This is a genomic window from Candidatus Saccharimonadaceae bacterium ML1, from assembly GCA_030253535.1.
In the GTDB taxonomy this organism is placed as follows: Bacteria; Patescibacteriota; Saccharimonadia; order Saccharimonadales; family Saccharimonadaceae; genus Saccharimonas; species Saccharimonas epibionticum.
Genome location: CP124550.1, coordinates 315153 through 336111, shown reverse-complemented (window position 1 = coordinate 336111; position 20959 = coordinate 315153). Strand labels below are relative to the sequence as shown.

At 49.3% G+C, this 20959-nt stretch carries 20 protein-coding genes and 2 tRNA genes; 9 read left to right on the top strand and 13 right to left on the bottom strand.

Going from position 1 to position 20959, the window contains the following annotated elements; genetic code table 11:
* Window positions 1-96 precede the first annotated feature (96 nt).
* The 5 genes from SEML1_RS01720 to SEML1_RS01700 all read right to left on the bottom strand — a co-directional run bounded on the left by SEML1_RS01720 (window position 97) and on the right by SEML1_RS01700 (window position 4504).
* Window positions 97-1755: an ABC-F family ATP-binding cassette domain-containing protein gene (locus SEML1_RS01720; RefSeq protein ID WP_376754335.1), complete on the bottom strand. Its 1659-nt coding sequence runs from the start codon at window positions 1753-1755 to the stop codon at window positions 97-99.
* 117 nt (window positions 1756-1872) lie between these two features.
* Window positions 1873-2424: a hypothetical protein gene (locus SEML1_RS01715; protein WP_376754334.1), complete on the bottom strand. Its 552-nt coding sequence runs from the start codon at window positions 2422-2424 to the stop codon at window positions 1873-1875.
* Window positions 2424-2897, bottom strand: coding sequence for a type II toxin-antitoxin system antitoxin SocA domain-containing protein (locus SEML1_RS01710; RefSeq protein WP_376754333.1), 474 nt, complete (start codon window positions 2895-2897; stop codon window positions 2424-2426). Before SEML1_RS01710 ends, SEML1_RS01715 begins: the two co-directional genes overlap by 1 nt.
* A 418-nt stretch (window positions 2898-3315) precedes the next feature.
* Window positions 3316-4266, bottom strand: a complete 951-nt coding sequence (locus tag SEML1_RS01705; RefSeq protein ID WP_376754332.1) for an IS1595 family transposase — start codon at window positions 4264-4266, stop codon at window positions 3316-3318.
* Between the two features lie 162 nt (window positions 4267-4428).
* A tRNA-Ala gene (locus SEML1_RS01700) sits at window positions 4429-4504 on the bottom strand.
* 259 nt (window positions 4505-4763) lie between these two features.
* Here SEML1_RS01700 and SEML1_RS01695 point away from each other — a divergent pair.
* Window positions 4764-5141 (top strand): hypothetical protein, encoded by a 378-nt coding sequence (locus SEML1_RS01695; protein ID WP_376754331.1) that lies wholly within the window; start codon window positions 4764-4766, stop codon window positions 5139-5141.
* A gap of 104 nt (window positions 5142-5245) precedes the next feature.
* Here SEML1_RS01695 and SEML1_RS01690 read toward each other — a convergent pair whose 3' ends face one another.
* A complete protein-coding gene (locus tag SEML1_RS01690) occupies window positions 5246-6418 on the bottom strand; it encodes a hypothetical protein (protein WP_376754330.1) in 1173 nt (390 codons plus the stop codon).
* A 116-nt stretch (window positions 6419-6534) separates the two neighbouring features.
* Here SEML1_RS01690 and smpB point away from each other — a divergent pair, with 116 nt between their 5' ends.
* Window positions 6535-7014: an SsrA-binding protein SmpB gene (smpB, locus tag SEML1_RS01685; RefSeq protein ID WP_376754329.1), complete on the top strand. Its 480-nt coding sequence runs from the start codon at window positions 6535-6537 to the stop codon at window positions 7012-7014.
* Between the two features lie 121 nt (window positions 7015-7135).
* Here smpB and SEML1_RS01680 read toward each other — a convergent pair whose 3' ends face one another.
* Window positions 7136-8395 (bottom strand): glycosyltransferase, encoded by a 1260-nt coding sequence (locus tag SEML1_RS01680; RefSeq protein WP_376754328.1) that lies wholly within the window; start codon window positions 8393-8395, stop codon window positions 7136-7138.
* 9 nt (window positions 8396-8404) lie between these two features.
* A complete protein-coding gene (locus tag SEML1_RS01675) occupies window positions 8405-9271 on the bottom strand; it encodes an alpha/beta fold hydrolase (RefSeq protein ID WP_376754327.1) in 867 nt (288 codons plus the stop codon).
* A 59-nt stretch (window positions 9272-9330) separates the two neighbouring features.
* Here SEML1_RS01675 and SEML1_RS01670 point away from each other — a divergent pair, with 59 nt between their 5' ends.
* A complete protein-coding gene (locus tag SEML1_RS01670) occupies window positions 9331-10578 on the top strand; it encodes a glycosyltransferase (protein ID WP_376754326.1) in 1248 nt (415 codons plus the stop codon).
* A 105-nt stretch (window positions 10579-10683) separates the two neighbouring features.
* On the opposite strand, the gene SEML1_RS01665 is transcribed toward SEML1_RS01670, so the two are convergent.
* The gene (locus tag SEML1_RS01665) at window positions 10684-11517 is read right to left on the bottom strand and encodes a (d)CMP kinase (protein ID WP_376754325.1); all 834 of its coding nucleotides are present in this window, start codon (window positions 11515-11517) and stop codon (window positions 10684-10686) included.
* Between the two features lie 111 nt (window positions 11518-11628).
* Here SEML1_RS01665 and SEML1_RS01660 point away from each other — a divergent pair, with 111 nt between their 5' ends.
* Window positions 11629-12438, top strand: coding sequence for an exodeoxyribonuclease III (locus tag SEML1_RS01660; RefSeq protein ID WP_376754428.1), 810 nt, complete (start codon window positions 11629-11631; stop codon window positions 12436-12438).
* 271 nt (window positions 12439-12709) lie between these two features.
* Window positions 12710-12877, top strand: coding sequence for a hypothetical protein (locus SEML1_RS01655; RefSeq protein ID WP_376754324.1), 168 nt, complete (start codon window positions 12710-12712; stop codon window positions 12875-12877).
* Between the two features lie 74 nt (window positions 12878-12951).
* On the opposite strand, the gene SEML1_RS01650 is transcribed toward SEML1_RS01655, so the two are convergent.
* Complete coding sequence (locus SEML1_RS01650) at window positions 12952-13335, bottom strand: hypothetical protein (protein ID WP_376754323.1); 384 nt, start codon at window positions 13333-13335, stop codon at window positions 12952-12954.
* 103 nt (window positions 13336-13438) lie between these two features.
* On the opposite strand from SEML1_RS01650, the gene SEML1_RS01645 reads away from it, so the two are divergent.
* On the top strand, window positions 13439-14236 hold the full coding sequence (locus SEML1_RS01645) for a carbohydrate kinase family protein (RefSeq protein ID WP_376754322.1): 798 nt from the start codon (window positions 13439-13441) through the stop codon (window positions 14234-14236).
* 139 nt (window positions 14237-14375) lie between these two features.
* Here SEML1_RS01645 and SEML1_RS01640 read toward each other — a convergent pair whose 3' ends face one another.
* The gene (locus tag SEML1_RS01640) at window positions 14376-15515 is read right to left on the bottom strand and encodes a hypothetical protein (RefSeq protein WP_376754321.1); all 1140 of its coding nucleotides are present in this window, start codon (window positions 15513-15515) and stop codon (window positions 14376-14378) included.
* Window positions 15516-15717: 202 nt separating this feature from the next.
* On the opposite strand from SEML1_RS01640, the gene SEML1_RS01635 reads away from it, so the two are divergent.
* Window positions 15718-15804, top strand: a tRNA-Leu gene (locus SEML1_RS01635).
* A 158-nt stretch (window positions 15805-15962) separates the two neighbouring features.
* On the top strand, window positions 15963-17309 hold the full coding sequence (locus SEML1_RS01630) for a sortase (RefSeq protein ID WP_376754320.1): 1347 nt from the start codon (window positions 15963-15965) through the stop codon (window positions 17307-17309).
* Window positions 17310-17363: 54 nt separating this feature from the next.
* Here the strand turns inward: SEML1_RS01630 and SEML1_RS01625 are convergent, their stop codons facing one another.
* Window positions 17364-18836, bottom strand: coding sequence for a PEGA domain-containing protein (locus tag SEML1_RS01625; protein ID WP_376754319.1), 1473 nt, complete (start codon window positions 18834-18836; stop codon window positions 17364-17366).
* 95 nt (window positions 18837-18931) lie between these two features.
* Between SEML1_RS01625 and SEML1_RS01620 the strand changes: the two genes are divergently transcribed.
* Complete coding sequence (locus tag SEML1_RS01620; RefSeq protein WP_376754318.1) at window positions 18932-19984, top strand: hypothetical protein; 1053 nt, start codon at window positions 18932-18934, stop codon at window positions 19982-19984.
* Window positions 19985-20523: 539 nt separating this feature from the next.
* Here the strand turns inward: SEML1_RS01620 and SEML1_RS01615 are convergent.
* Window positions 20524-20802 (bottom strand): hypothetical protein, encoded by a 279-nt coding sequence (locus tag SEML1_RS01615; RefSeq protein WP_376754317.1) that lies wholly within the window; start codon window positions 20800-20802, stop codon window positions 20524-20526.
* Window positions 20803-20959 lie beyond the last annotated feature (157 nt).

Here is a 20959-nt window from a genome sequence, read left to right as displayed (position 1 = left end):
GTTTCGGGGGCTATTTTCTTATGCTACTCATGATAAAACAGTATGCGGCTCAATCGCCGCCAGTTATAGGATTAAGAAGACAGGGGAACTATCAGTCTACACTGCGCCAATCTGTACGACCACACCGCCGATCTTTCGGCGGAAATAATCGTCGTGGCTAACGTAAAGTATTGCACCCGCGTAGCGCTCAAGCGCCGTTTCTAGCTCTTCAATACTCGGCAAATCCAAATGATTCGTTGGTTCATCTAGAATTAGCAGCTGCGGATCATTTGCCAGCATGCTAATAATCTGAAACCGCGCCTTCTGCCCGCCGCTCAACCGAACAAGCGGCGTCATACCATCAGTATCAGTAAACAGATAATCGCCCATTAGCTGGCGGATTTTTGTCTCGCCAATCGCCAGCTTGCGGTCAATATACATTTGCTCAATCGCATCGTGTAACGGCATATTCAGATACGTCGGCGCAATCTCTTGCTCGTACACGCCCACGCGTACATGCGGGTCAAGGGTAAGCGTACCGCCGTAAAGTACGGGGGCTGCTTTTGAATCCTGAGTAGAACCCGCTAGCAGCGCCCGAATCAACGTCGTCTTACCCGCGCCGTTGCGCCCGCGCAGCTCTACCGCTTCGCCTTCGCGCAAATCAATATTCACGCCCTCAAACAACAGTACATCGCCATATCCAAGTGCCACATCGCGCGCCTCAACGAGTTTGCGCCGCGAGCGCATCGCACCATCCTTCATACGCAAATGGATGTTACGCGCCTTGAATTTTTGGTAACGATCCGCCACCTTGTAATCCAATTGCGCTACATGCTCACGGTCAATCCAAAAGGTTGGCTTTTCGATTTTTTCTAACTCCGCTAGCTCTATCGCTGCTTGATTCTCGCGTCGCTTGAATTGTTTAATCGTATCGGGGTCGCGCGTCCGTTCTTTCATGCGCCGAAACTGCAATACTTTATCTTTTAGATTCGCGATCCGCCGCGCCACCGTCTCATATTCATTCATCGCATTGCTCGTTGCAAACGCATTATGCTTCAAATATGCATCGTAGTTGCCCTCGTAATTTACCGTCACGCCGTCCTTCAGTTCAACAATTCGATCAACTTCTTTCAGCACGTCGCGGTCATGCGTAATAACCAGCATCGCTTGTTTTGACGCTTTCATCCAATCAATAAACTGCTTCTTTGCCACGTAATCCATGTGGTTCGTCGGCTCGTCTATCAGTGCTAAATCCGCCTGCGCGTGCATAATTTTCACCACCTCGACCAGCCGCTTCTGCCCGCCGCTCAGCGAGGCGAGGGGACGTTCCGCCATACCATCCATCTGAAAATTCCTCAACTCTTCGGTCACAAGCTCCTCAATTTGATAGAATCCTTTTTGCCCAAACCGATCAAGCGCCTGCGTATATTCTTCGATCTTCGCCATGTCATTACCCATCGTCTCAGGATAAGTATGCAGAATATGCCGCAATCGCGCATACTCCGGCAGCCCGCTCAAGATATACTCCAGCACTGTTATATCGCCGACATCGTGATGTTCCTGCGCCGTTACCACAACCACACTACCACGACGAAAAATCACGCTACCCGTGAAATCTTTATCCGCGCCTGTCAATATACCAAATAGCGTCGTTTTTCCCGCGCCATTGCGTCCGATGAGCCCAACCTTCTCGCCATCATCCACGCTAAACTTCACTCCGGTCATCAACACCGTAGGACCAAACGATTTATCAGTAATGCGAACATCGGCAATCATACGGAATAGTATACCATAGCTCAGTATTGATTTTCGGTGTACTTTATTTTATAATATATAAAAGCCCCTGAGTTGTAAGGTGTGGCAATTATCCCATCTAAGCAAGTATTTCCAACGCTATTCTTTAATCTCGACGCCGTAAGATTTTAATGGCTTAAGATCTGGCGTTTCACTAATCAGGGACTTAATTGCATTTACGCTATCGCTCGTGTTCTCACAAAAACGTAAATGATTTGTAAACATTTTTCTAATTTTCTCATATTTATTACTCGACAATATTGCTTTATGCTTAAATCTATTTGACCGATCCTCTATCTTTGCTCTTATTTCTTTATATGACAGCACCTCCATATCCTGTGGAAGATATACACTCTGCCCAGATTTTAATACTGGAGAATGGCAAATTTTGTAATCATTTTGGCAGACTTTGATATGATTAACTTTATCGTGCCAGTCTGAATATGAACAAGAGATTCCAAAAATTTTTCCATCAATAATCCGGTCGGCTGTTTCTGATAAACTAATACACAATTTAAATTTTGATTTTTGCTGAGATGTATTATTAGTATTTACTGAATGGATGTCGTTGTATATATTTTTCTTTTTAACAAGGCTCTCCACTAAGAACTTATCACTAAAAGAACTATATATACCAGATGGTATATCCATTACACCTCCGTTAATACAAGCTGCTCATTTAGATGTTCGTTACCGCCAAGGGTAGCGCCCAATCTGGTCATTGGTTTTGTTTTATATGCAAGTTCAGTAAGACTTTTCGGGGATAAATTACCTAAGCTATCTACTAAGTCTCTCACAATCTGTTCATTAGCACCTTCGTAAGCGAAACTAGCAGTTCCATTAGGCATTTTATAGACTAAAAACGGCTCCCCATTAGATAAGTACCTAACGTCAGCATCTAATTCTTTTTTTGCTGTCATATCGTCTATTATTATACGTATATCTTTGTCGTATGGACCGTAGTAATATCGAATAAATTTAAAATCTGTGGTCTGTTCTCCAGTAGAAGCTACTGACGCCAGATCAATAAGATAAAGCATCTTTGTAATGCTCGTAATTGTAGGTAGATTCATACTAAATACTAAATATTTTATTAATGACTTTGTTTGTTTTGTTGCTTTCATATATTCATTATACAGCACATCGACAGTCTAACCATGTGCATTTGTTATATGTTATAATTACATTGTCTAGACTCACAGCGAGGCTCATTTTTTATCCCGAAAATGGGCAGCCATTTGCTAAAAGCAATAGGGATAAACCCTTGTTGTGGGTCTAGACAGCCAGCGATGGCTGTCCTTTTAATAGAAAGAATGGAGGCTCTTATGGACAATCAAAAGCAAAATAACGACAACCTACGAGGCAAAGATAAGGCGCTTTATACTCGACAACAAAAAGGTCACAGCATAATCAAACATATTTTTCTTTGTTTTGTCGGCGTAGGTTTGTTTACTATTCCGTATTACTCACTTAGCCCAAATCACTATTGGCATGCATAGGGTATAATAAAGATAATGGCTAACGTAAAGAAAAAAGAACCAACTAAGAAACAGTTTTTCGATATCCTGAAGCAGGTAGCGCGTAAGAAGCAACCTGCTGCTGCCGCGAAAAAGCGCAAGACTGCGGATAAATAATATCTGCCAGCAAGTACCAAAACAACACCTTGTGCTGGCGGTGGTTATATCGCCATGCATACTCGTTTGCGTATAACTGAACATACCTAGCCCCGACATGTCGATATACACCTTTAATGCCACGTTTAATATGTGACCATACGTTTTCAATGTTTTGCGTATAAGAATACTCCGTATAATACTCACCGATTCCGTGATTAGTAGTACGATGATCATATCCATATTTAGGTAATGACGTATATGATTTGTGACCGTCGCTATGTACTGTAGCTCCATCTTTAACGTTTGTAAGTATCAAAGGTTGTAATACACGAACGCCAGATGATTTAACATGCCATATCTTCACCTCACCGTTGCGCTCAACGGCACCGAATAGAATTTCGCCCGTGCGCCGCGCATCACGACCATACCGTTTTTGAGCAGATGAACGCTTAAATACATTAGGGTGTATATATGTTTCATCTACTTCTACGTCATTGGCTAGTTCAGTGTCTTTATTACCCATCATTGAGCGAATTTGGTGCATCATCCGCCATGCTGTTTTATAGGTGACACCAATCTCACGCTCAATTTGCCTTGCACTCGTACCAGCCTTATTTGTACTCATTATGTAAATAGCGTGAAACCAGTCAGTAAGAGGCGTGCGTGACCTATGAAATATCGTATTAGCAAGCGGATATAGATGGTTGCCGCATTTCGAGCAACAATACGAACGCCTACCAGATACTCGGTAGTGCTTGGTAATTGTATCGCACTTGGGGCAGATTATTCCGTTTGGGTATAAGTACGCAACTAGCCATTCAAGACATGTGTCATCATCAGGAAAATCCGCCTGTAATTGTTTTACAGTATATTTCATAAGTCTAGACAGCTTATAGAATTGTATTATATAATTAAACATTATATTTTGCAAGTACTTTATAGACATCACAAAACTGACTGTGCTAAAATACAGACAGCCAATCACGCGGAGACCCTAGAGGGTCTCTTACGTTTTTATAGCAATGCCACTAGTTAGTAGTGGTGCCAGCGGTCGGACTCGAACCGACATCGACGCGAAAGCCAATCACGCGCTCTATCCTTTGAGTTACGCTGGCGTATTGTTTGTTAAAACAAAAACGCGGCGATGTTAATGGACTTATCCATTTCGCCGCGCCGTACGCGTAAGTTTACCGGATTTCGAAATTGGCTATTAATATTAGTATAGCATAAGTTATTTATTAGTCACTTGCTTCAATGGGATAATTGCCTAAGGTGTCTCTTGACTTATGCATATAAATTTGGCATAATCACACATAGACTCCACGCGCAGCCACGCATAATTCTCGGAGTCTCGTATAGAGAAAGGGGTGGGTCATGACTCAGCCAACTATCGCCGAACCGAGCAACTTCTCGCAGGAGGGCGAGAAGATTAATGTGACAGATACCCGTTACCGTGCGCCGTTCCGGCGCTCGGAGACATACGAGTTCGCCGGCACGCCGGTAGTGAGGCTCACGCTGACAGATGCTGAGCTGTTTGCGAGTACAGCGTTATTTGGTGCCGTCGGACTCATGGGGCTCGTTGAGCTTGTATCTGGTCAGGCCCTCGCGCTCGGCTTCACCAGTCGGCAGATCACTAGAACCCGCCGCACCGTGAGTGGCGTCATCGGCGCGGGGAGCCTCGCTATCGCTAGTGTCGCCAGCTTTACACTGGCGCGGCGCTACGCTATCATCATAGCTAACGAGAGCGACTAGCGTGTGCGCCCCTGCAGCGCCCCACAGTTGAGCCGCCCCGGACATACGTTGTCCGTTCGTGCTCCTGTCTGGGGCGGCTTTTCTTTTTGTATCTTAATGCACTCTTATGCAAACATTACTTGCGCCATACTACCTGCAGCAACGCGGGCATCATCTTCGGCGCGCTGAATTACCGCCTGATCAATCTCTGCTGCACGGACAGCAGCTTTCGCGATAAATTTCCGCAATGCAGGCGACCATGTTTCGGGCGGTGTATCAATCTCTGCACCAAGTTGCTGCGCCATTACATCAACATAACGGCGACGCGTACGCGTGCGGTATTCAACCGGCGTTTCCTCTAGCATAAATAGTTCATCTTGCACGACTTCAAGTGATTTCAGCTTAGCACTTAACTTTTCGCGCAGCGTATCAGCGCCGAAACCTTTCGACTTAAGCGCCGCTAGCTCATTCGCAAAGCCTGCGGTTTGGTGCAATGCGTCGCGTGTCAATTCATCAGAGCATCCGGCAGCTTGCTGCGGATATTTCTGCGTGCGATACGAGTATTCGGCATCGTACAGCGAACGTAATCGCGCCACAATATTAAACGGCAATTGTCCGCTCGTATAATAATCTTTTAGTTCATCGGGCAGAGAATGATAACGTAACGCTTTGCTCACACGGTCGGCAGAGTAGCCAGTTAGCAATACTAACTCTTTTTGCGTCGGCACGCGCCCGCCATTCTTATACTGAAAGTAATAATAATGCCGCGCAATATCGTTCGCCGCTTCGACCGGATCAACTTCACGATGCTCGTTTTCGCGCCCCTGCAAACTCACCGCGTCGGCAAATGGCAGATTATGATACACGTCAATGCGCACATCGCTCTCGCGAAGCGCATACCCATATTTATCGGCGACTATACGCATAGCGCGGCAGCGGCGATGCCCAGCGATCAAAACCCGCCACGTACCGTCGGGGCGGCGCTCAAGCTCACTACTATCCGGAATCACAACCGTATGTCCATCACCGTTATAAAATACGCGATATTCATCTAGGTATGCCTGTAATTTACTTGCATCATCAAATTCGTTAACTTGAATCGGATTAACCTGGCGCAAGTGCGGCGGTTCAGCGCCGCCATCAAGCGAGACTGCTAGCTCTTGTAGCGCCGCCGGATCGTACGTTGTGCGAATCTGCGGCAGCTCATTGACGCGAAACGGTAGCTGCGACATATCGCATTCATTAAATTCAGCACTACATTTAGACACTCGCAGCGCCTGGCTACCCTCATAATTCATGAGTTCTAGTATAGCGCACATGTCATTATGACGCTATATATAATGTGTAAAATACATCGTTATCCACTATATGTAGTGTGTAATATCATTATACTGCAATGGTATAATGATGTAATATGAGCAAGAAGCGCCCGCACAGCAAAAAACACGCTAGTTCGTCCGCGATCATTAACCGCCGGGCACGGTTTGATTATACACTGGACGACGAAATTGTAGCAGGGCTAGCGCTCACCAGCCTAGAGGTTCGCGCCGCCCGTGACGGGCATGTACAGCTAAAAGGTGCGTTCGTTACAGTAAAAAATGGAGAATTATGGCTAAATAACGCTAGTTTCAGCCTACGCCATAACGAGCGCGGCAAGCCCGAAGCGCGCACGGTTGATACAAGCCCGCGCAAGCTGCTTGCAAACCGCAAACAAATCGACCAGCTCACCGCAAGCCGTACGCAAGGCATGACAATCGTGCCGACAAAATTACTGACGCAGGGACGATTTATCAAGCTCGTTATCGCGCTCGGTAAAGGCAAAAAGCGCTACGATAAACGCGAAACTATCAAACGCCGCGACCAAGACCGCGAGGCAAAGCGGCTGATGCGCTAAGAATGCGTCAATAAGTTATCGCGATCAGATACACCATATTCACCATATTCACATGGCAAGAGCGCAGCAGGCAACAAAACACGCTTAAGACTCAAGCGTTCAGGTTTTATGAAACTTTAAGTTATTCCTCAAGTTCCCGCCGCGCATCAATCAGGCGCTGATACAATCCAACAAGTTTTTTCGCCATCGTTTCTGAGTCGAACGCTTTCGCGACGCGCAATGCGCCTGCCGATAAGCGCTTAAGTTTCTCGCGGTCGCTGAGTATATCAGTCAAGACGCGCGCAAAATCTTCACCTTCAATACCGCCGGTCAAAATTGAGTTCTTCGGCGTAAGCGCCTCAGTCAAGCGCTCGTCGCAGTACACAATCGGCAAACCTGCTGCTGCTGCTTCCAGAAACGTCATCGGCTGATTATCGAAATGATACGACGCAAGCGCGAACACATCCGCCTGTTTCAGCAGCGACGCTACCTGCGCGCTTGAGCACATCCCCGTAAATATCACGCGGTCTTCTAACCCTAATTCCGCCACGCGATCACGCAGTTCGCGTTCGTACGGGCCGCCGCCGACGAGCACGAGCTTGATCGTCTCATCGGCGATATGCGGCATCGCCTCGACAAGCGCCATTTGCCGTTTCTCGGGGCTGAGCCGCGCCACGCAAATGATAAATTTTTCACCGCGCTTTTTTGCAATTGGCGAATCTATAGCACGCGCATGACGATATTTTTTCGTATCAATACTATTCGGGAAAATATAATACGGCGTCGTCAAGCCGCCTTCGTCGACCAGAATCTTCGCTAAATGTTTCGACGGCGATAAACACGCATCGCACTTATTCGCAAACGCTGCCGTCAGCCGCCAGCCTTGACGCGATAGCATATCTTTGATCTTACTGCGATCAAGCTCGCGGATCTGCTCGCGCGACATTTTCGGCATAATCGGCTTCGTTCTCAGCACCACGGGAAACGCTACCGTTGCTGCGATCAGCCCTGCCGTCACCATAAACGGATAATCGTCAATGAGCTCGGTGTAGAGCGTGTGGATTGTCGTGACATGCGGAATATTCTGGCGCTTCGCAACACTGTGCGCTAACACACCTAAATAAAACTGCGTCTGGCTATGTACGACATCAAAGTCATATTCGTCAAGGCGTTTTGCAAGCCCCGGGTAAATATACGCCATTTCGCGCTTTTCAAACACATAATTCTTTGACGACGGCATACGAATTACGTGGTCGTCATAATCGTCATAATCTTCGACTTTCGGAGCAACAACAAACACCTCGTGCCCTAAATCCTCCAGCGCTTGCTTGTATGTTGCTGTCGACGTTGCCACGCCGTGCACCGACGGTAAATAATCGTCGATAAACAGTCCAATTCTCATAACTACCCCTTAGTATATCATATTGCGCGCACCCGGCTCGTCAGGCAGCAAATCGCGCCAAGCTTCAAAGTGCAGAATATGACCGGCACTTGGTACGATACGGATCTTCGCCTCAGGTAAAAGCTGGCGCATCGCATTGCGCGCCTTCTCGGAGACGACCCTATCTCTTGCTCCCATCACGACCGTAATACGCCGCTGAACTTCTAGGGAAGGGGACGCTGTAAATGGGTTATCGTTATAAAGTAGCGTTGATAATATAGTCGATGTCCGCAGTGTCGTTGTTGCTTTTTTGTATTTTTCAGACTCAAGAAACCACGACCACGTGTCGCGATCATACGTATTCATACCGACCACACCGCGAATCAATTGTCCAAGGTAGATATTATACACAGCCCAAAACGCTTTTTTTGGCATGTGTGTCGAAACAACCTGCAATGCATTTGAAACCTGCGACGTATGAGGCGTCGGGCAAGCAAGCACAACACGCGTTTTTTGCGGCAACAAACCGTTAACCATATAACGATACACGACAGACGAACCATATGAATTACTACTCAGCAAATCCGGCGTCCGTCCAATCGCATCAATCACGCGCGCCAACCACGCCGCTAAATCATCGTACGACCGCAGTTCCGGCAGCTCCGAGCCGCCATGCCCCGGCAAATCAACGGCATACACAGCATAACCGGCACGCACATATTGCCTAGCAAGCGGCATCATGTCAATTTTACCACCTGTCACGCCGTGGACTACAACCGCAACTTTATTGGCACTCGTGTTGCACTCCAACCAGCAGATTCCGTTTCGCTGGCGCTCCTCGCAGCCGAGCGCTGCAGCGATCTGCCTTAAGCTTGGCGGTCGTGTTGATCGTTTCATGCCATCGTATTATAGAGCGCATGCGGCAAAAAAGCTACTGCATATTGTATAATGCAAGTATGCAAACGCTTCATATTGCGCTCGTGCTTGAAGACATGTTTCCTGATTCCAGCGGCGTTAGTCGTTCCGTACAAATGCAAATTGAAGAGCTGGTGCGTTTAGGGCACCGCGTCACGCTGCTCGCGCCTGCCGTACAGCTAGTGCCACCTGCAAACGCTGAAACGATTCGCCTGCCGTCATATCGCTTCCCAGGGCTGCCAAAGCACACGCGAATTACTGTCAGTACTCGTGCGCTCGCTAAGCAGATTTCACGCGAGCACAAATTCGATATTATTCACAGCCAAACCGACACTGGTGCCGTGCAGCTAGCGGCACATATTGCACGCATACAACACATTCCGCACGTGCACACCTTTCATACCAACATGGCGGGCGCACATAGTACAGCACCGGTTATCGCATTCCTCGGCAGCATCGGTTACCGGCTAGGCGCATACAAACTACGGCGCATTCGTGGCAGTACGCAAGCCCTAGCTGCAATCAATCGTACTATACTGCACGAAGAGTCACCGCTCGGGTTGTTTGACTGGCGATCGCAAGCACTCATGGCGACGAGTGTTGACGCCATCACTACACCATCACGCTACATGCTGCGCTACATTCAGGCTGCCGGCGCTAGTATGCATATTCCAAATGCTAGCATTCCTACCGGCTATAGCCGCTCGTTTGAGGCGATTATCGCGAAGACAAGGCGCAAGCGGACATCACATGCATTGCGGTTCGTAAGCGTCAGCCGCATCGTCAAGGAAAAGCGCCTCGCAGTCGTTATTGACGCATTCCGCCAAGCAGATATTCCAGACAGCGAACTCGTCATTATCGGGGACGGCGCAGAGCTTGCCGCTCTGCGCGCCCACGCCCGGGGCGATACGCGCATTACGTTCACCGGGCACGTTGGCAGCCAGCAAGAGATCGTACAGCATCTGCGCGATGCCGATATATTCATTCTCGCGTCATACCGCTTCGACAACCAGCCCATCGTCATTACAGAAGCACTTGCTGCCGGATTACCCGTATTGTACTGCGACGACCGGCTTGACGTCGGGCTACACTCAAACAACAGCCTGCTCGTTGAGTCGTCCTGCGAAACACTTGCCGCCGGTATGCGCCAATTAGCCGATAAATCAACCCGCCATCGCCTAAGTATTGGCACGAAGTCCGTCTTCCGCGAGTTGTCACCAGAGGCAACCGCGCGCGCGTATACCAAACTATATCAACAGCTGCTCTCAAGTAAGAAGAGAAACTTTTAGCGATCCTAGCTCGCCGTCAGAGCATATAGTGCTTAGAAACAAGCGTGCAGAAAGAGAACACGTTAACCAAACAGAGTGCTCAACTACTTCATATCTTTATTCGAATCAGGACGCAGGTGGCAGGCAGTATGTCTCTACTAACCTAATAACCGGCAGCGCCATAGTTTCGCGCGGTAATTCTATACTGCGATCAATAATAGCAGCAGGACAAGGGTCACGCGGCGGGAGCACCGTTGGCAGCTCGCCCACAGGGTAGGTGAGTGCGCCAGCAGGCGGCACGACCGGCTGTACTGAGCGCGTACGATCGGCGCGGTTGCGGGCGGTGATTTGCGCCGCCTGGTCATCAACGCGGGCGCGATCATCGGCATTTAACTCGGCGTACGGACGCGGCATCATACCAAGCGTACGTTGGGCGCTTACTACTGGGTCACACACGAAAAACAAATCAAGCACATGCTCGCACAATCCGGCGCGGGCAAGCTCTTCGCCGACTTCGCCAAGCGCGCGCCCGTCCAGCAGCACGATCTCCACGCCCTCCTCGCGCGCATCGCGCAGCCATTTGCGCAACAGCGCATCTTTGAACGCTTGGCTGCGCGGACGAGCACCAATTTTTACGCTGTTCGCGCTGATTTCCGGCGTGTAGAGCAACGCATCGCGGTCTGCTCGCGGCAGATGATACACGAATTTCACGCGGCGCACGCAAGCGTCTTCGTTACGCTTATCGGCAAGAAATGCATCAATTGCTGCCGGATCGTCCAAATCTACGCCGTATTCCTGCATCATCACTACGAGCACGCGAAAGACTTGCCCCGCATCAATCAGCATAACAGGCAAAAATAACTCATCGCGCACGTAATCTTTTACCAAACTCACAATCGTACCTTTGCCGCTGCGCGCATCGCCGTCGAACGTTACCAGCTTGGGGAGTGGATTGGCCATTAGATTCTATGATAGCATGAATTTGCGCAAAAACCGCACGGTTTGATTAAAAATACTCGGCGAACAAATTGTATGAATAGCATACCCATACGCTATACTAGGTCCATGAAGCTGAAACTCTTCTCTTGGAACGTCAATGGTATCCGCGCCGTCATCAACAAAGGCGAGTTTGCACGGTTCATTAGCACGTACGACCCCGACATCGTCTGCTTGCAAGAGACGAAAGCATCGCGCAGCCAAGTAGAAATTGACCTGCCTGAGTACACTGAGCACTTCTACTCGGCGGCAAAAAAAGGCTATTCAGGCACAGCGATTTTCTCAAAAACGCCGGCGCGCTGCTACCGCGACGGCTTTCCGAACGGCATCGTCCAGCGATTTCAGCTAACAGGCGACCGCTACGGCGATCCGAACGACGAAGGGCGCATTATCGCCGCAGAATTTGACGATTTTTGGCTTGTAACGTGCTATACGCCAAATTCCAAAGGCGATTTGAGCCGGCTGAACCTGCGCCAGCGCTGGGACGCTGCATGTCTCGCATATCTGCAAGAATTGGAGACGGGGCAATATGGCACCACTAAACCGATCTTGTACTGCGGCGATATGAATGTAGCATACGCCGATATTGACCTTGCAAATTCAAAATCAAACGCCGGCAAGCATGGTTTCACCAACGAAGAGCGCGCCGGTTTTCAAGCGTATCTTGACGCTAGGTTTATTGACGTCTTCCGCGCCGCCCACCCGCATGAAGCGAACGCTTACACTTGGTGGACACATTGGGCGAACGCCCGGGCGCGCAACGTCGGCTGGCGAATTGACTACTGGCTGGCATCTGCCGCAATTGCGCCGCGCGTGCAAAACCCAACAATTCACGCCGAACAAATGGGCAGCGACCACTGCCCGGTGAGTGTTGAATTTGCATAGACCGCTTCGGGCATGCACTATCTAACATAAATGCGGCATATAAACGCTATCCGGGTAGCACGCGTTATACAGGCGCCGCTAGGCAAACGCAGGTATATAAATCCTTATACTATTGACTATATGTCTAATATCTGTTACTATTATAACAGCTTTTCGCTCGTGTTTACGGGCGATTAGTCGCCCCTGCACGTTTGAAGCAGCTACAAGCACCTATCCACCCGCGCTTCAGGTCTATCAGAGACCTGGTCGACGCTATGAAAGGAGGTGACGCATGAGCCGTCATGTTCGTGAGCTTGTTATGGCTTTTATACTGACATGGATGCTAGGTGCTGCTGTTTTTGCAGCAGTACAGCGTCTATGGCACATCGCAATCGCGCTCATAGTGAGTGCGGTCATGTTCTTTATTTTTGAACGTGATCGCATGAAACGCGACAAGTAGGGTGCCCGCCTTCTCGAAAAAGCTCGCCCCCGCTCCAGAGCGGCTGGCGCGGACACTCTCGGGGGCGGGCTTTTTCATATAGCTACAGTATCATTCCTATCGCCTGCACGCCGCTTTTCAATCGCCACCGTCAGCCGATATAGCCGCTGTGTACCATTTTCCAGATAGTAGTAATGGCGGATGTAAAACAATTCTAGCACAAATAGAATCAGCGTAAGCACACCCATGAGCACCGAGAGCAACAAACCAGCGGGAACTACCGCGAAAAACAGCCCAACCGCCGCAAACAGCAGGCACGCGAAGAACATCGTCACTAACAGATGGACCAGCCGCTCATGCTGAAACTCCGCGATTCGCCGCGCATGGAATGCCGCGAGCTGCACAAGCTCACCGGACGATAGCGTTTGTTCTAGTCTTTGTTTTATCATTGCTTCATGCTGCTTCATATCATTCGTCATAATTCCACTATACGCTGCCTAAACGAAAACAGGAAGTAATGGTATGATAGGTACACAAAGACATGCTTGAGCCAGGAAGAATTAATAACGAAAAGAGACATGAATGGGATACGATTATTGGCGCAAACAAAACCCAGCGAAGCCGCTGTTTCCCGACATTGAATGGGCAAAACCAGAGCAGCGAGCGCAGCGCGGGCGCCTAGGAATTGTTGGCGGCAATAAACTCGGCTTCGCGGGCATTGCCGAAGCATACCAAACCGCGCTAAGCACCGGAGCAGGGGAAGTTCGCGTCGTACTACCAGACGCGCTGAAACGCTCAATTCCGCCCGCCATGACCGATGTCATCTTTGCGCCAAGCAATCCAAGCGGCAGTTTAGCCCGCGGCGCTATTAACGAACTGCGCGCGCTCAGCAGCTGGAGCACAGGACTGCTACTCGCAGGCGATGCGGGGCGCAATAGCGAAACTGCTATTGTCTACAGCGATCTCCTTAGCACATACGACGGTCCGCTCGTTGTCACGCGCGACGCAGTCGACCTCGTGCGCAACGACGCTGAAGCAATCGCCACACGTCCGCGCACAGTGCTCGTACTGAGTTTTGCGCAGCTGCAAAAATTATTCCGCGAATTGTATTATCCCAAGATTCTGACATTTAACGTTCCCTTGATGCAGCTGGTTGAAGCGCTGCATAAATTTACCATCACATACCCGCTAACGATCGCGACACTGCACCGCGATACGCTCATCATTGCGCACGGCGGCGAAGTTGTGACGACTGATTGGCGCGACCCGATGCGCATATGGCGGGGCAAAACCGCAGCGCGCGCCGCCGCATATCTACTATGGACACCGAGCCAGCCGCTTGAGGCTGTTGCAACAAGTGTCGCCGCCCATAATCCGTAATGCAACACCCCGCAGAACAAGTTAAAAACAATATACCGAATATAAAAGGGAAGGAAGTGAAATACACTTGCTGCCTACATCATTCCAACAAAAATACCCGGGGAGCGTCTCCCGGGTATCTCGTTTGGTACAGATTTGTTTATTGCAGTTGGCGACGGCTCATGACGTACGCGGTAGCGACGGCGGCTAGGCTGCCCAGTCCAACCAGCGGAGCGACCATGCTGCCCAAACCAGTGTGCGGCAATTCGTTCGGTGTAGTCGGCGGAGTTGTCGGCGTCTCGCACTTTGACATATCAGTCGTATATTCGTCGTTCAAATCGCTCTTCTTGACTGTCACGATTGATTTGTCTTTGATGCGGCAAACCTTCACATTCTCGCAGTCTGACAAATCTTTTGAGTGCTTCTCCTGGCTAAACTCGCTTTGTTTGATAGTGATGATGTTGCCAGTTTTCAGTTCACAGACTTGCATCTTTTCGCAGTCCGACAAGTTCTTTGAATGCTTTTTACTGTCGAATTCGCTTTCGCGGATCGTGACAATCGTGCTGCTGCTAAGCTCACAGACCTGAATTTTCTTACAATCATTCACGTTCTTTGAGTGCTTCTTGCTATTAAATTCCTTCTCTTTGATCGTAACGATTTTGTAGCTCGCCAGGTCGCAGACTTGGATCTGCTTACAGTCGTTGATGTTTTTCGAATGGCGTTTGCTATTAAACTCGTTTTCCTTAATCGTAACAATCTTGTTCGTCGTCAGGTCGCAGACTTGGATGTTCTTGTATTCAAAGACTGCTACTGCCCACACTGGATTTCCACAATCCTTAATCACTGCAGCAATGAATTTACCATAGCTGTCAAACCACGCGAACACTTCAAAGTGATCGTAGACGAAGCTATTTTGCACATTAAATTTGTAATACGTATGACCATCAACTGTATCTGTGCCATACGACGAACCTGGATGACGCGTATTACTCTGAATTGTGCGCGCACCTGTTGCGACTGTCTTGCCGTCAACGACAACACGACCGTCTTTATAAACCGTACCTGTTTTCATGCCAGTACCGTTAATCATGCTGTCATTAATATAGTATCGGTTGTAAAGCGTCTTCATGTGGCTGCTACCATAGTACGTGTCTTTCAACGACTGATGCGTTGGCGTACCACACTTTACAACGTTGATATATCCGTCGCAGACAGCATGTGCCGGCAACGCATACCAGATACCGGCAGCAACCGCGACGCTCGCAACCGCTCCGATAAGAACTTTCTTTAGATTTATCATTACTTCCTCCTCTTACGCCTCTGTACCTCACATTGGCTTATGAGTCCATAATAGCACAATCTTTATTTATTGTCAATAATAATATATAAAAATAAGCGGAATTCGGCGGATTTTTGGCGCTTTTAGACCATTTCGGCAAATTTTTCGGCGAGATTCGCTAAAAAATTTAGTATATGCTATACTTATTGTAAACAATTTCTACGCCGCGGTGGTGGAATTGGTAGACACGTTAGACTCAAAATCTGATGTCCTTATGGACGTGCCGGTTCAAGTCCGGCCCGCGGTACCACAAGCATAGTGATAAAATTAAGTTTTGCTCAAAGCGAAACTTTTATTTTTACCTAAAAACGGGCGAGACAAAGCCTATCCCAGCGCATTCAAGAGCACATAGGAACCAACAAGCATTTTTGTGTTCGCGCCTTAAATACGCTATACTATGACACATATATGAACGATGATCGGTCCTCGTTATCGGTGCCGTCGCGGCAGTCTGCGGACGCCGATATTAGTGTTTCTGACAATCCTGCACAGAAGCAGGCGGCGGCAAACATTGTTCGCGGACAGATTGACACAATCTACCAGAATGATCCGCACGCAACTGGCGCCGCACCAAGTACATCAACACCATCAGCGACATCAAAGCCGGCAAACCAGCCCACAGCCGCACACTACGGTTATGCCCAGTCAACCGGTACCGTCGCACAAACACAGGCGACACCGCAGCAGCGCATCGCGCCGGGGCCAGGCGCAGTCAATACGCGCGAAGATAATCCATACAGCCGCACGCTCAGCCACGATTCGCCGCTCAAAACCCAAGACAGTTCGTGGCAAAAGTATCACACCGCTTGGCAATCGTACTATCAACAATACTACGAGCGGTATTACACTTCACAGGTAGCAGCTGCCAAAAAATCACTCAACGACCAAGCAGAGGTCCACCGTACCGCCGCCGAAAAACTCCGCGCGGTCGAAAACACAGAGGCGCTCACGCCGAATGAAGCAATCGACGACTTGCGCGGTTCGCTGCGGCAAAAAATCAGAAAACGCGCGGCAAAAGTACGCAAGAGCCGCCATTTCGTGCCAATCATGGCGGCGCTCGGCGTATTGCTCGTATTTTTGTTCTTGCAATACAACCGCGTCTTATTTGCATACGTCGAGGCGTACGTTGCGCCAGGCGCGATGGATCCAGAATCGATCATCGTATCGTCGAACGCAGAGACGCCCGTATCCGCCGACCCAAAGCTTATTATTCCAAAAATCGCTGTAGACGAACCGATCGTCTGGGACGCTGATGCATCCAGCCAAGACTCGCTCAATGCTGCTATGACGCGCGGCGTAGTGTGGTTTAATATACAAGGCGCAAACGCCCGCCCAGGCGAGCGCGGCAATTTCGTCGTGTCGGGGCACTCTGCAAACGATTGGCTTGATAGCGGCAATCATAAATTCGTCTTCGCGCGGCTTGAACGAATGGCAGCCGGCGATGTCGTCTATGTCAATTACAACAGCAAACGCTACACGTACAAAATCACACGCACGCAGGTCGTCAAACCGACCGATGTGAGCGCGCTCCAAATCGGCAGCGACAAGCCGTATATCACGCTCATTACGTGCGTACCGCTCGGCACGGCGCTCAACCGGCTACTGGTGTTTGGCGAGCAAATTAGTCCGAGTCCAGACGAAGCGGCAGCATCCACAGAGACAACCAAACCGGCAGCTAAAACCAACTCTGCCAAGAAGATGCCTGCAAACTCGCCGACATTTATTGAACGGTTGTTTGGTGTTGGTGCGCGCTAGCAGCGTTACCCATTTAGAGAAGGAGGCGGGGTCAAATTGTTCTCCGTGTCTCTGCTATTCCGTCGTCAGCGACAATCGCATTAGACGCACCGTACCGGCAGTTTCATCGCGCGTGAAATAGTAGAAAAATTTATCATTGCCGGCAAGCAATGTCGCGGCATGGCTTGCACCGCGGGCAAGTGTTTGCATATTCGTGCCGTCGTAATCCATAAACTCAATCGTGCCGTCCGCTGTACTCAGCAGGTGGAAATCGTCAAGCCAGCCGATTTTAGTATTGAGCGCCGCAGACGGAGCTACGGTAGCAATCGATGACAACTCCAAGTCATACGTCACGATGTCGCGCCCGTTCTGGATGTAAACGAACCGCTGCTCACGCGGCGAGAAACCAGCGAATGCGACGTCTTTTGCAAGCGATAATTTCGCAATCGTCTTGCTTTTGATGGCGTCTGTGGAATCGCTGCCTGGCAGCTCGGCGCGATATACGGTCGCGCTGTCGCCCGCCACAACCAGCTGGTAAAGCTCATTATAATAATTCGCGATCGTATAGCTAAGACTGCGGCCGGACATATTCGTAAATGTCTGCACCGTTTTGGCAGTAAGCTTATCTTTCGACACATAGCCAACGGTGCGGATGCCGCTGGCGTCAGGATGCGTGGCATAGCCAATCCAGCCGTTGTACGCTACGACGAGCGAGCTTGCATTTGTTACAAGCGGACCAGACAACGTGGACGTTGATAAGTTCAAGCGGCGAACATCGTGATTCGTCGTGAGAACGTAAGCGATGTTACTGTCGGTCGGATCGTACTGAAATTCGGCGATCGAAATACCAAATTCGGTAGAAATATTGCGCGCAGGATCGCCGCTGTCTTTTGGCACAAGCAAATATTCAGTTTTACCATCATCGTATGTATGCAATACAAGCACGCGTTTATTCGCATAATCCCAGCCGGCGAGCGAGAAGCGGCTTGAACCGGCAGCGCTTGGCGTAGTGATTTTATCAGCCGGCACTGTTACCGAGCTGTGCTCAACGTTGGCATCATGTACGCGCGAGAAAGTGACGGTCGGCTGCATGTCGTTCTCAATTACTGCGAAACGCGAGCGGTCGAAACTCGCCATGACACTCGCGATACTACCATATGTCGCCGCAGTCTCAATCTTCGGGTCGGTTGGCACGAGCCGTACGTAATTGAGCCACAACACCGCGCCCGGCTTAACCGTAGCTTGCTTTTGCCAGGGCTTATAACCATCGCGCGACACCATAACAGCGTGGTTGCCAGCTGTTGCGGTGATCCGCGTCGCCGTACGGTTCGACAGTTTAACTGTATCCAGCTGGATTTCGGCGCCGCTCGGGCGCGAATTAAACTGAATCATACCGCCTTGTTCAAATCGTCCGTCAAACTGATTGTAGCGATAGCCAAGCGCGATAAACAACGCCACCACGACAAGCCCAAGCGTCGTCAAGATCATCACTGCGTAAGTAAATGTTAGTCTCAGACGTAATTTGCGTTTAGAATCATGCTCATACATAGCTTTCACTTATTATACCATTATTATTTCGCCATTTGTGTATAGCGCACCGCGTGGTATGATAAGTATAAGCATGTAGCGATAGAGGATAGGGTATGAACAAAAAAGTAAGCATCAATGGAACAATCTACGACGCCGAAACCGGCAAAATCCTGCGCGCCGAACGCAGTGCGGACGTACAGGATGCGACGTCGCGGCGTGCGGTTGATATTCATGCCCGCCCACAACGCTCGCAAACACTACAGCGCCGCTACGTCAATAAAACCAAATCAATCAACGGCATAAAAGCGTGCGCCAAACCTGCTGCGCACGCTACACCGTCAACAGCACCCAGAGTCGCACCGCGCATAACAACACAACCGCAAATACAGCCGCATCCGACAATCCAGAAGCATCGCACCGTGAAACGCACGCCGCAAGCAATCACAGACCCGCGCGTCGCGCACTTTGCAAAAGCGACACCCGCACGCGCACAGACCAGGGCGCCAGCGCAGCAAGCGCCCGACATTGCACCGATGCAGCACGCGATGGTACAAGCAGTTGAGCAAAAGCGCCAAGCGAACGCCGCCGAACAAGCGCGCGTCGCACTGCCGTCCCACGTCATCAAACAGCAAGCGATTGAGTCTGCCACCAAGCAGATGAAACCGCGCTCCGAGCGCAAAGAAATTAAGCAGCCGAAAAAATATTCAAAATTCCGCCAATTCGTCAGCACGGCAAGCGTCGCACTCGCCGTTATGCTGCTTGGCGCGTATTTTACGTATTTGAACATGCCGGCGCTCAGCACGCGCGTCGCCGCCGTGCAAGCGGGAATCAATGCTACATACCCGGGCTATCAACCGGCAGGCTATACGTTAAATGGACCCGTTGCGTACGATAAAGGTAGCGTCACAATGAAGTTCGCGTCAAACGGCAGCAGCGAGACATTCACGCTTGCGCAGACTAAATCAAACTGGGACTCAAGCGCTGTGCTCGAAAATTACGTCAAACCGGCCGCTGGCCGCAAATACAGCACCGCCACCATCAACGGCTTAACGATTTATACCTACAATAGCAACGCTGCATGGGTAAACGGCGGCATATTATACACCGTACAAGGCAGCGCACAGCTCGCACCAGATCAAATAGAGCGGCTGGCGGCGAGTCTATAGCCCTTGCTAGGGATTGATAGAAGATTCTTAAGAACACCCACTATAAAAGACAATGCTGCCGATTTGCAACAAAAGTTTCAACAAACAAGGTCTTAGTTTTGTGTTGCAATCAGAATGCTAATAAAAAATAGTAGAGTTTTTAAGTACAGACGCTAGTCGGTAATACTTAATTCACCGAGCGTTTCAACAAGAGCGTTTAAGAGCGACGAAAAGAGTCCCTATAGAATATAGATCTCGCAAAACGAACCTATCTTTAGACAAAGATTTTCATTAGCACATGGAATAGGGTATGTGTTTTACATGATGACGCAACGAAAGCTGGGGGTTATTGAATACCGTAAGCTAATCCTAGATTATCAGGTTCAAAAACTCAAAAAGAAGTTCAAGCGAACGCATTCGCTGCAGCATTATTAATGCCAAAGAAAGCGACCATAGATACATGAGATAACGTAAAAGACATTGATGAGTTTGTGGAAATATTTGAAACCTCAAAAGCGACCACATACAATAATCAATAAATCAAGGCGACTGGATAAATTCTAATCATCAATATAGTCGGTCAGCTTACCTGCGCCAGCTGCTCGATATAATGCGTCGACTGCTATACGCATATCATGCTGTAATTGCGGACGTTCTGCGATCGTGTCATTATAAAATTTTCGGATTGATTCAGGATATTCATCGTCTGACGTGTCGTACAAAAATGTTCGCTGCAGCAATTCTTTTTGACTCGCCGGAATATCATCAAAGAAACCTGGGTGAAAATCATAGAACCATTCAAGCCTGGTTTGAAGCGCAAGGTATTTTTTATAGGTCACGGTTTAGCTAGCTTATTTAAAATTACATGGAAACTTTCCCTTTTTCAAATTTGAAAAAAAAGGGGGGGAATCCCTGAGGTGAGAGTGTCACTCATCGTCAGAGTGATACTTCTCCCAGTGAGGAGTGCCGTCATTATACATGTACCACCCATCAGAG

What these genes read in the sequence shown, in the direction of transcription:
- SEML1_RS01720 (WP_376754335.1), bottom strand. Translation starts at nt 1,755, where the DNA reads ATGATTGCCGATGTTCGCATTACTGATAAATCGTTTGGTCCTACGGTG.
- SEML1_RS01715 (WP_376754334.1), bottom strand. Translation starts at nt 2,424, where the DNA reads ATGGATATACCATCTGGTATATATAGTTCTTTTAGTGATAAGTTCTTA.
- SEML1_RS01710 (WP_376754333.1), bottom strand. Translation starts at nt 2,897, where the DNA reads ATGAAAGCAACAAAACAAACAAAGTCATTAATAAAATATTTAGTATTT.
- SEML1_RS01705 (WP_376754332.1), bottom strand. Translation starts at nt 4,266, where the DNA reads ATGAAATATACTGTAAAACAATTACAGGCGGATTTTCCTGATGATGAC.
- SEML1_RS01695 (WP_376754331.1), top strand. Translation starts at nt 4,764, where the DNA reads ATGACTCAGCCAACTATCGCCGAACCGAGCAACTTCTCGCAGGAGGGC.
- SEML1_RS01690 (WP_376754330.1), bottom strand. Translation starts at nt 6,418, where the DNA reads ATGAATTATGAGGGTAGCCAGGCGCTGCGAGTGTCTAAATGTAGTGCT.
- smpB (WP_376754329.1), top strand. Translation starts at nt 6,535, where the DNA reads ATGAGCAAGAAGCGCCCGCACAGCAAAAAACACGCTAGTTCGTCCGCG.
- SEML1_RS01680 (WP_376754328.1), bottom strand. Translation starts at nt 8,395, where the DNA reads ATGAGAATTGGACTGTTTATCGACGATTATTTACCGTCGGTGCACGGC.
- SEML1_RS01675 (WP_376754327.1), bottom strand. Translation starts at nt 9,271, where the DNA reads ATGAAACGATCAACACGACCGCCAAGCTTAAGGCAGATCGCTGCAGCG.
- SEML1_RS01670 (WP_376754326.1), top strand. Translation starts at nt 9,331, where the DNA reads ATGCAAACGCTTCATATTGCGCTCGTGCTTGAAGACATGTTTCCTGAT.
- SEML1_RS01665 (WP_376754325.1), bottom strand. Translation starts at nt 11,517, where the DNA reads ATGGCCAATCCACTCCCCAAGCTGGTAACGTTCGACGGCGATGCGCGC.
- SEML1_RS01655 (WP_376754324.1), top strand. Translation starts at nt 12,710, where the DNA reads ATGAGCCGTCATGTTCGTGAGCTTGTTATGGCTTTTATACTGACATGG.
- SEML1_RS01650 (WP_376754323.1), bottom strand. Translation starts at nt 13,335, where the DNA reads ATGACGAATGATATGAAGCAGCATGAAGCAATGATAAAACAAAGACTA.
- SEML1_RS01645 (WP_376754322.1), top strand. Translation starts at nt 13,439, where the DNA reads ATGGGATACGATTATTGGCGCAAACAAAACCCAGCGAAGCCGCTGTTT.
- SEML1_RS01640 (WP_376754321.1), bottom strand. Translation starts at nt 15,515, where the DNA reads ATGATAAATCTAAAGAAAGTTCTTATCGGAGCGGTTGCGAGCGTCGCG.
- SEML1_RS01630 (WP_376754320.1), top strand. Translation starts at nt 15,963, where the DNA reads ATGAACGATGATCGGTCCTCGTTATCGGTGCCGTCGCGGCAGTCTGCG.
- SEML1_RS01625 (WP_376754319.1), bottom strand. Translation starts at nt 18,836, where the DNA reads ATGTATGAGCATGATTCTAAACGCAAATTACGTCTGAGACTAACATTT.
- SEML1_RS01620 (WP_376754318.1), top strand. Translation starts at nt 18,932, where the DNA reads ATGAACAAAAAAGTAAGCATCAATGGAACAATCTACGACGCCGAAACC.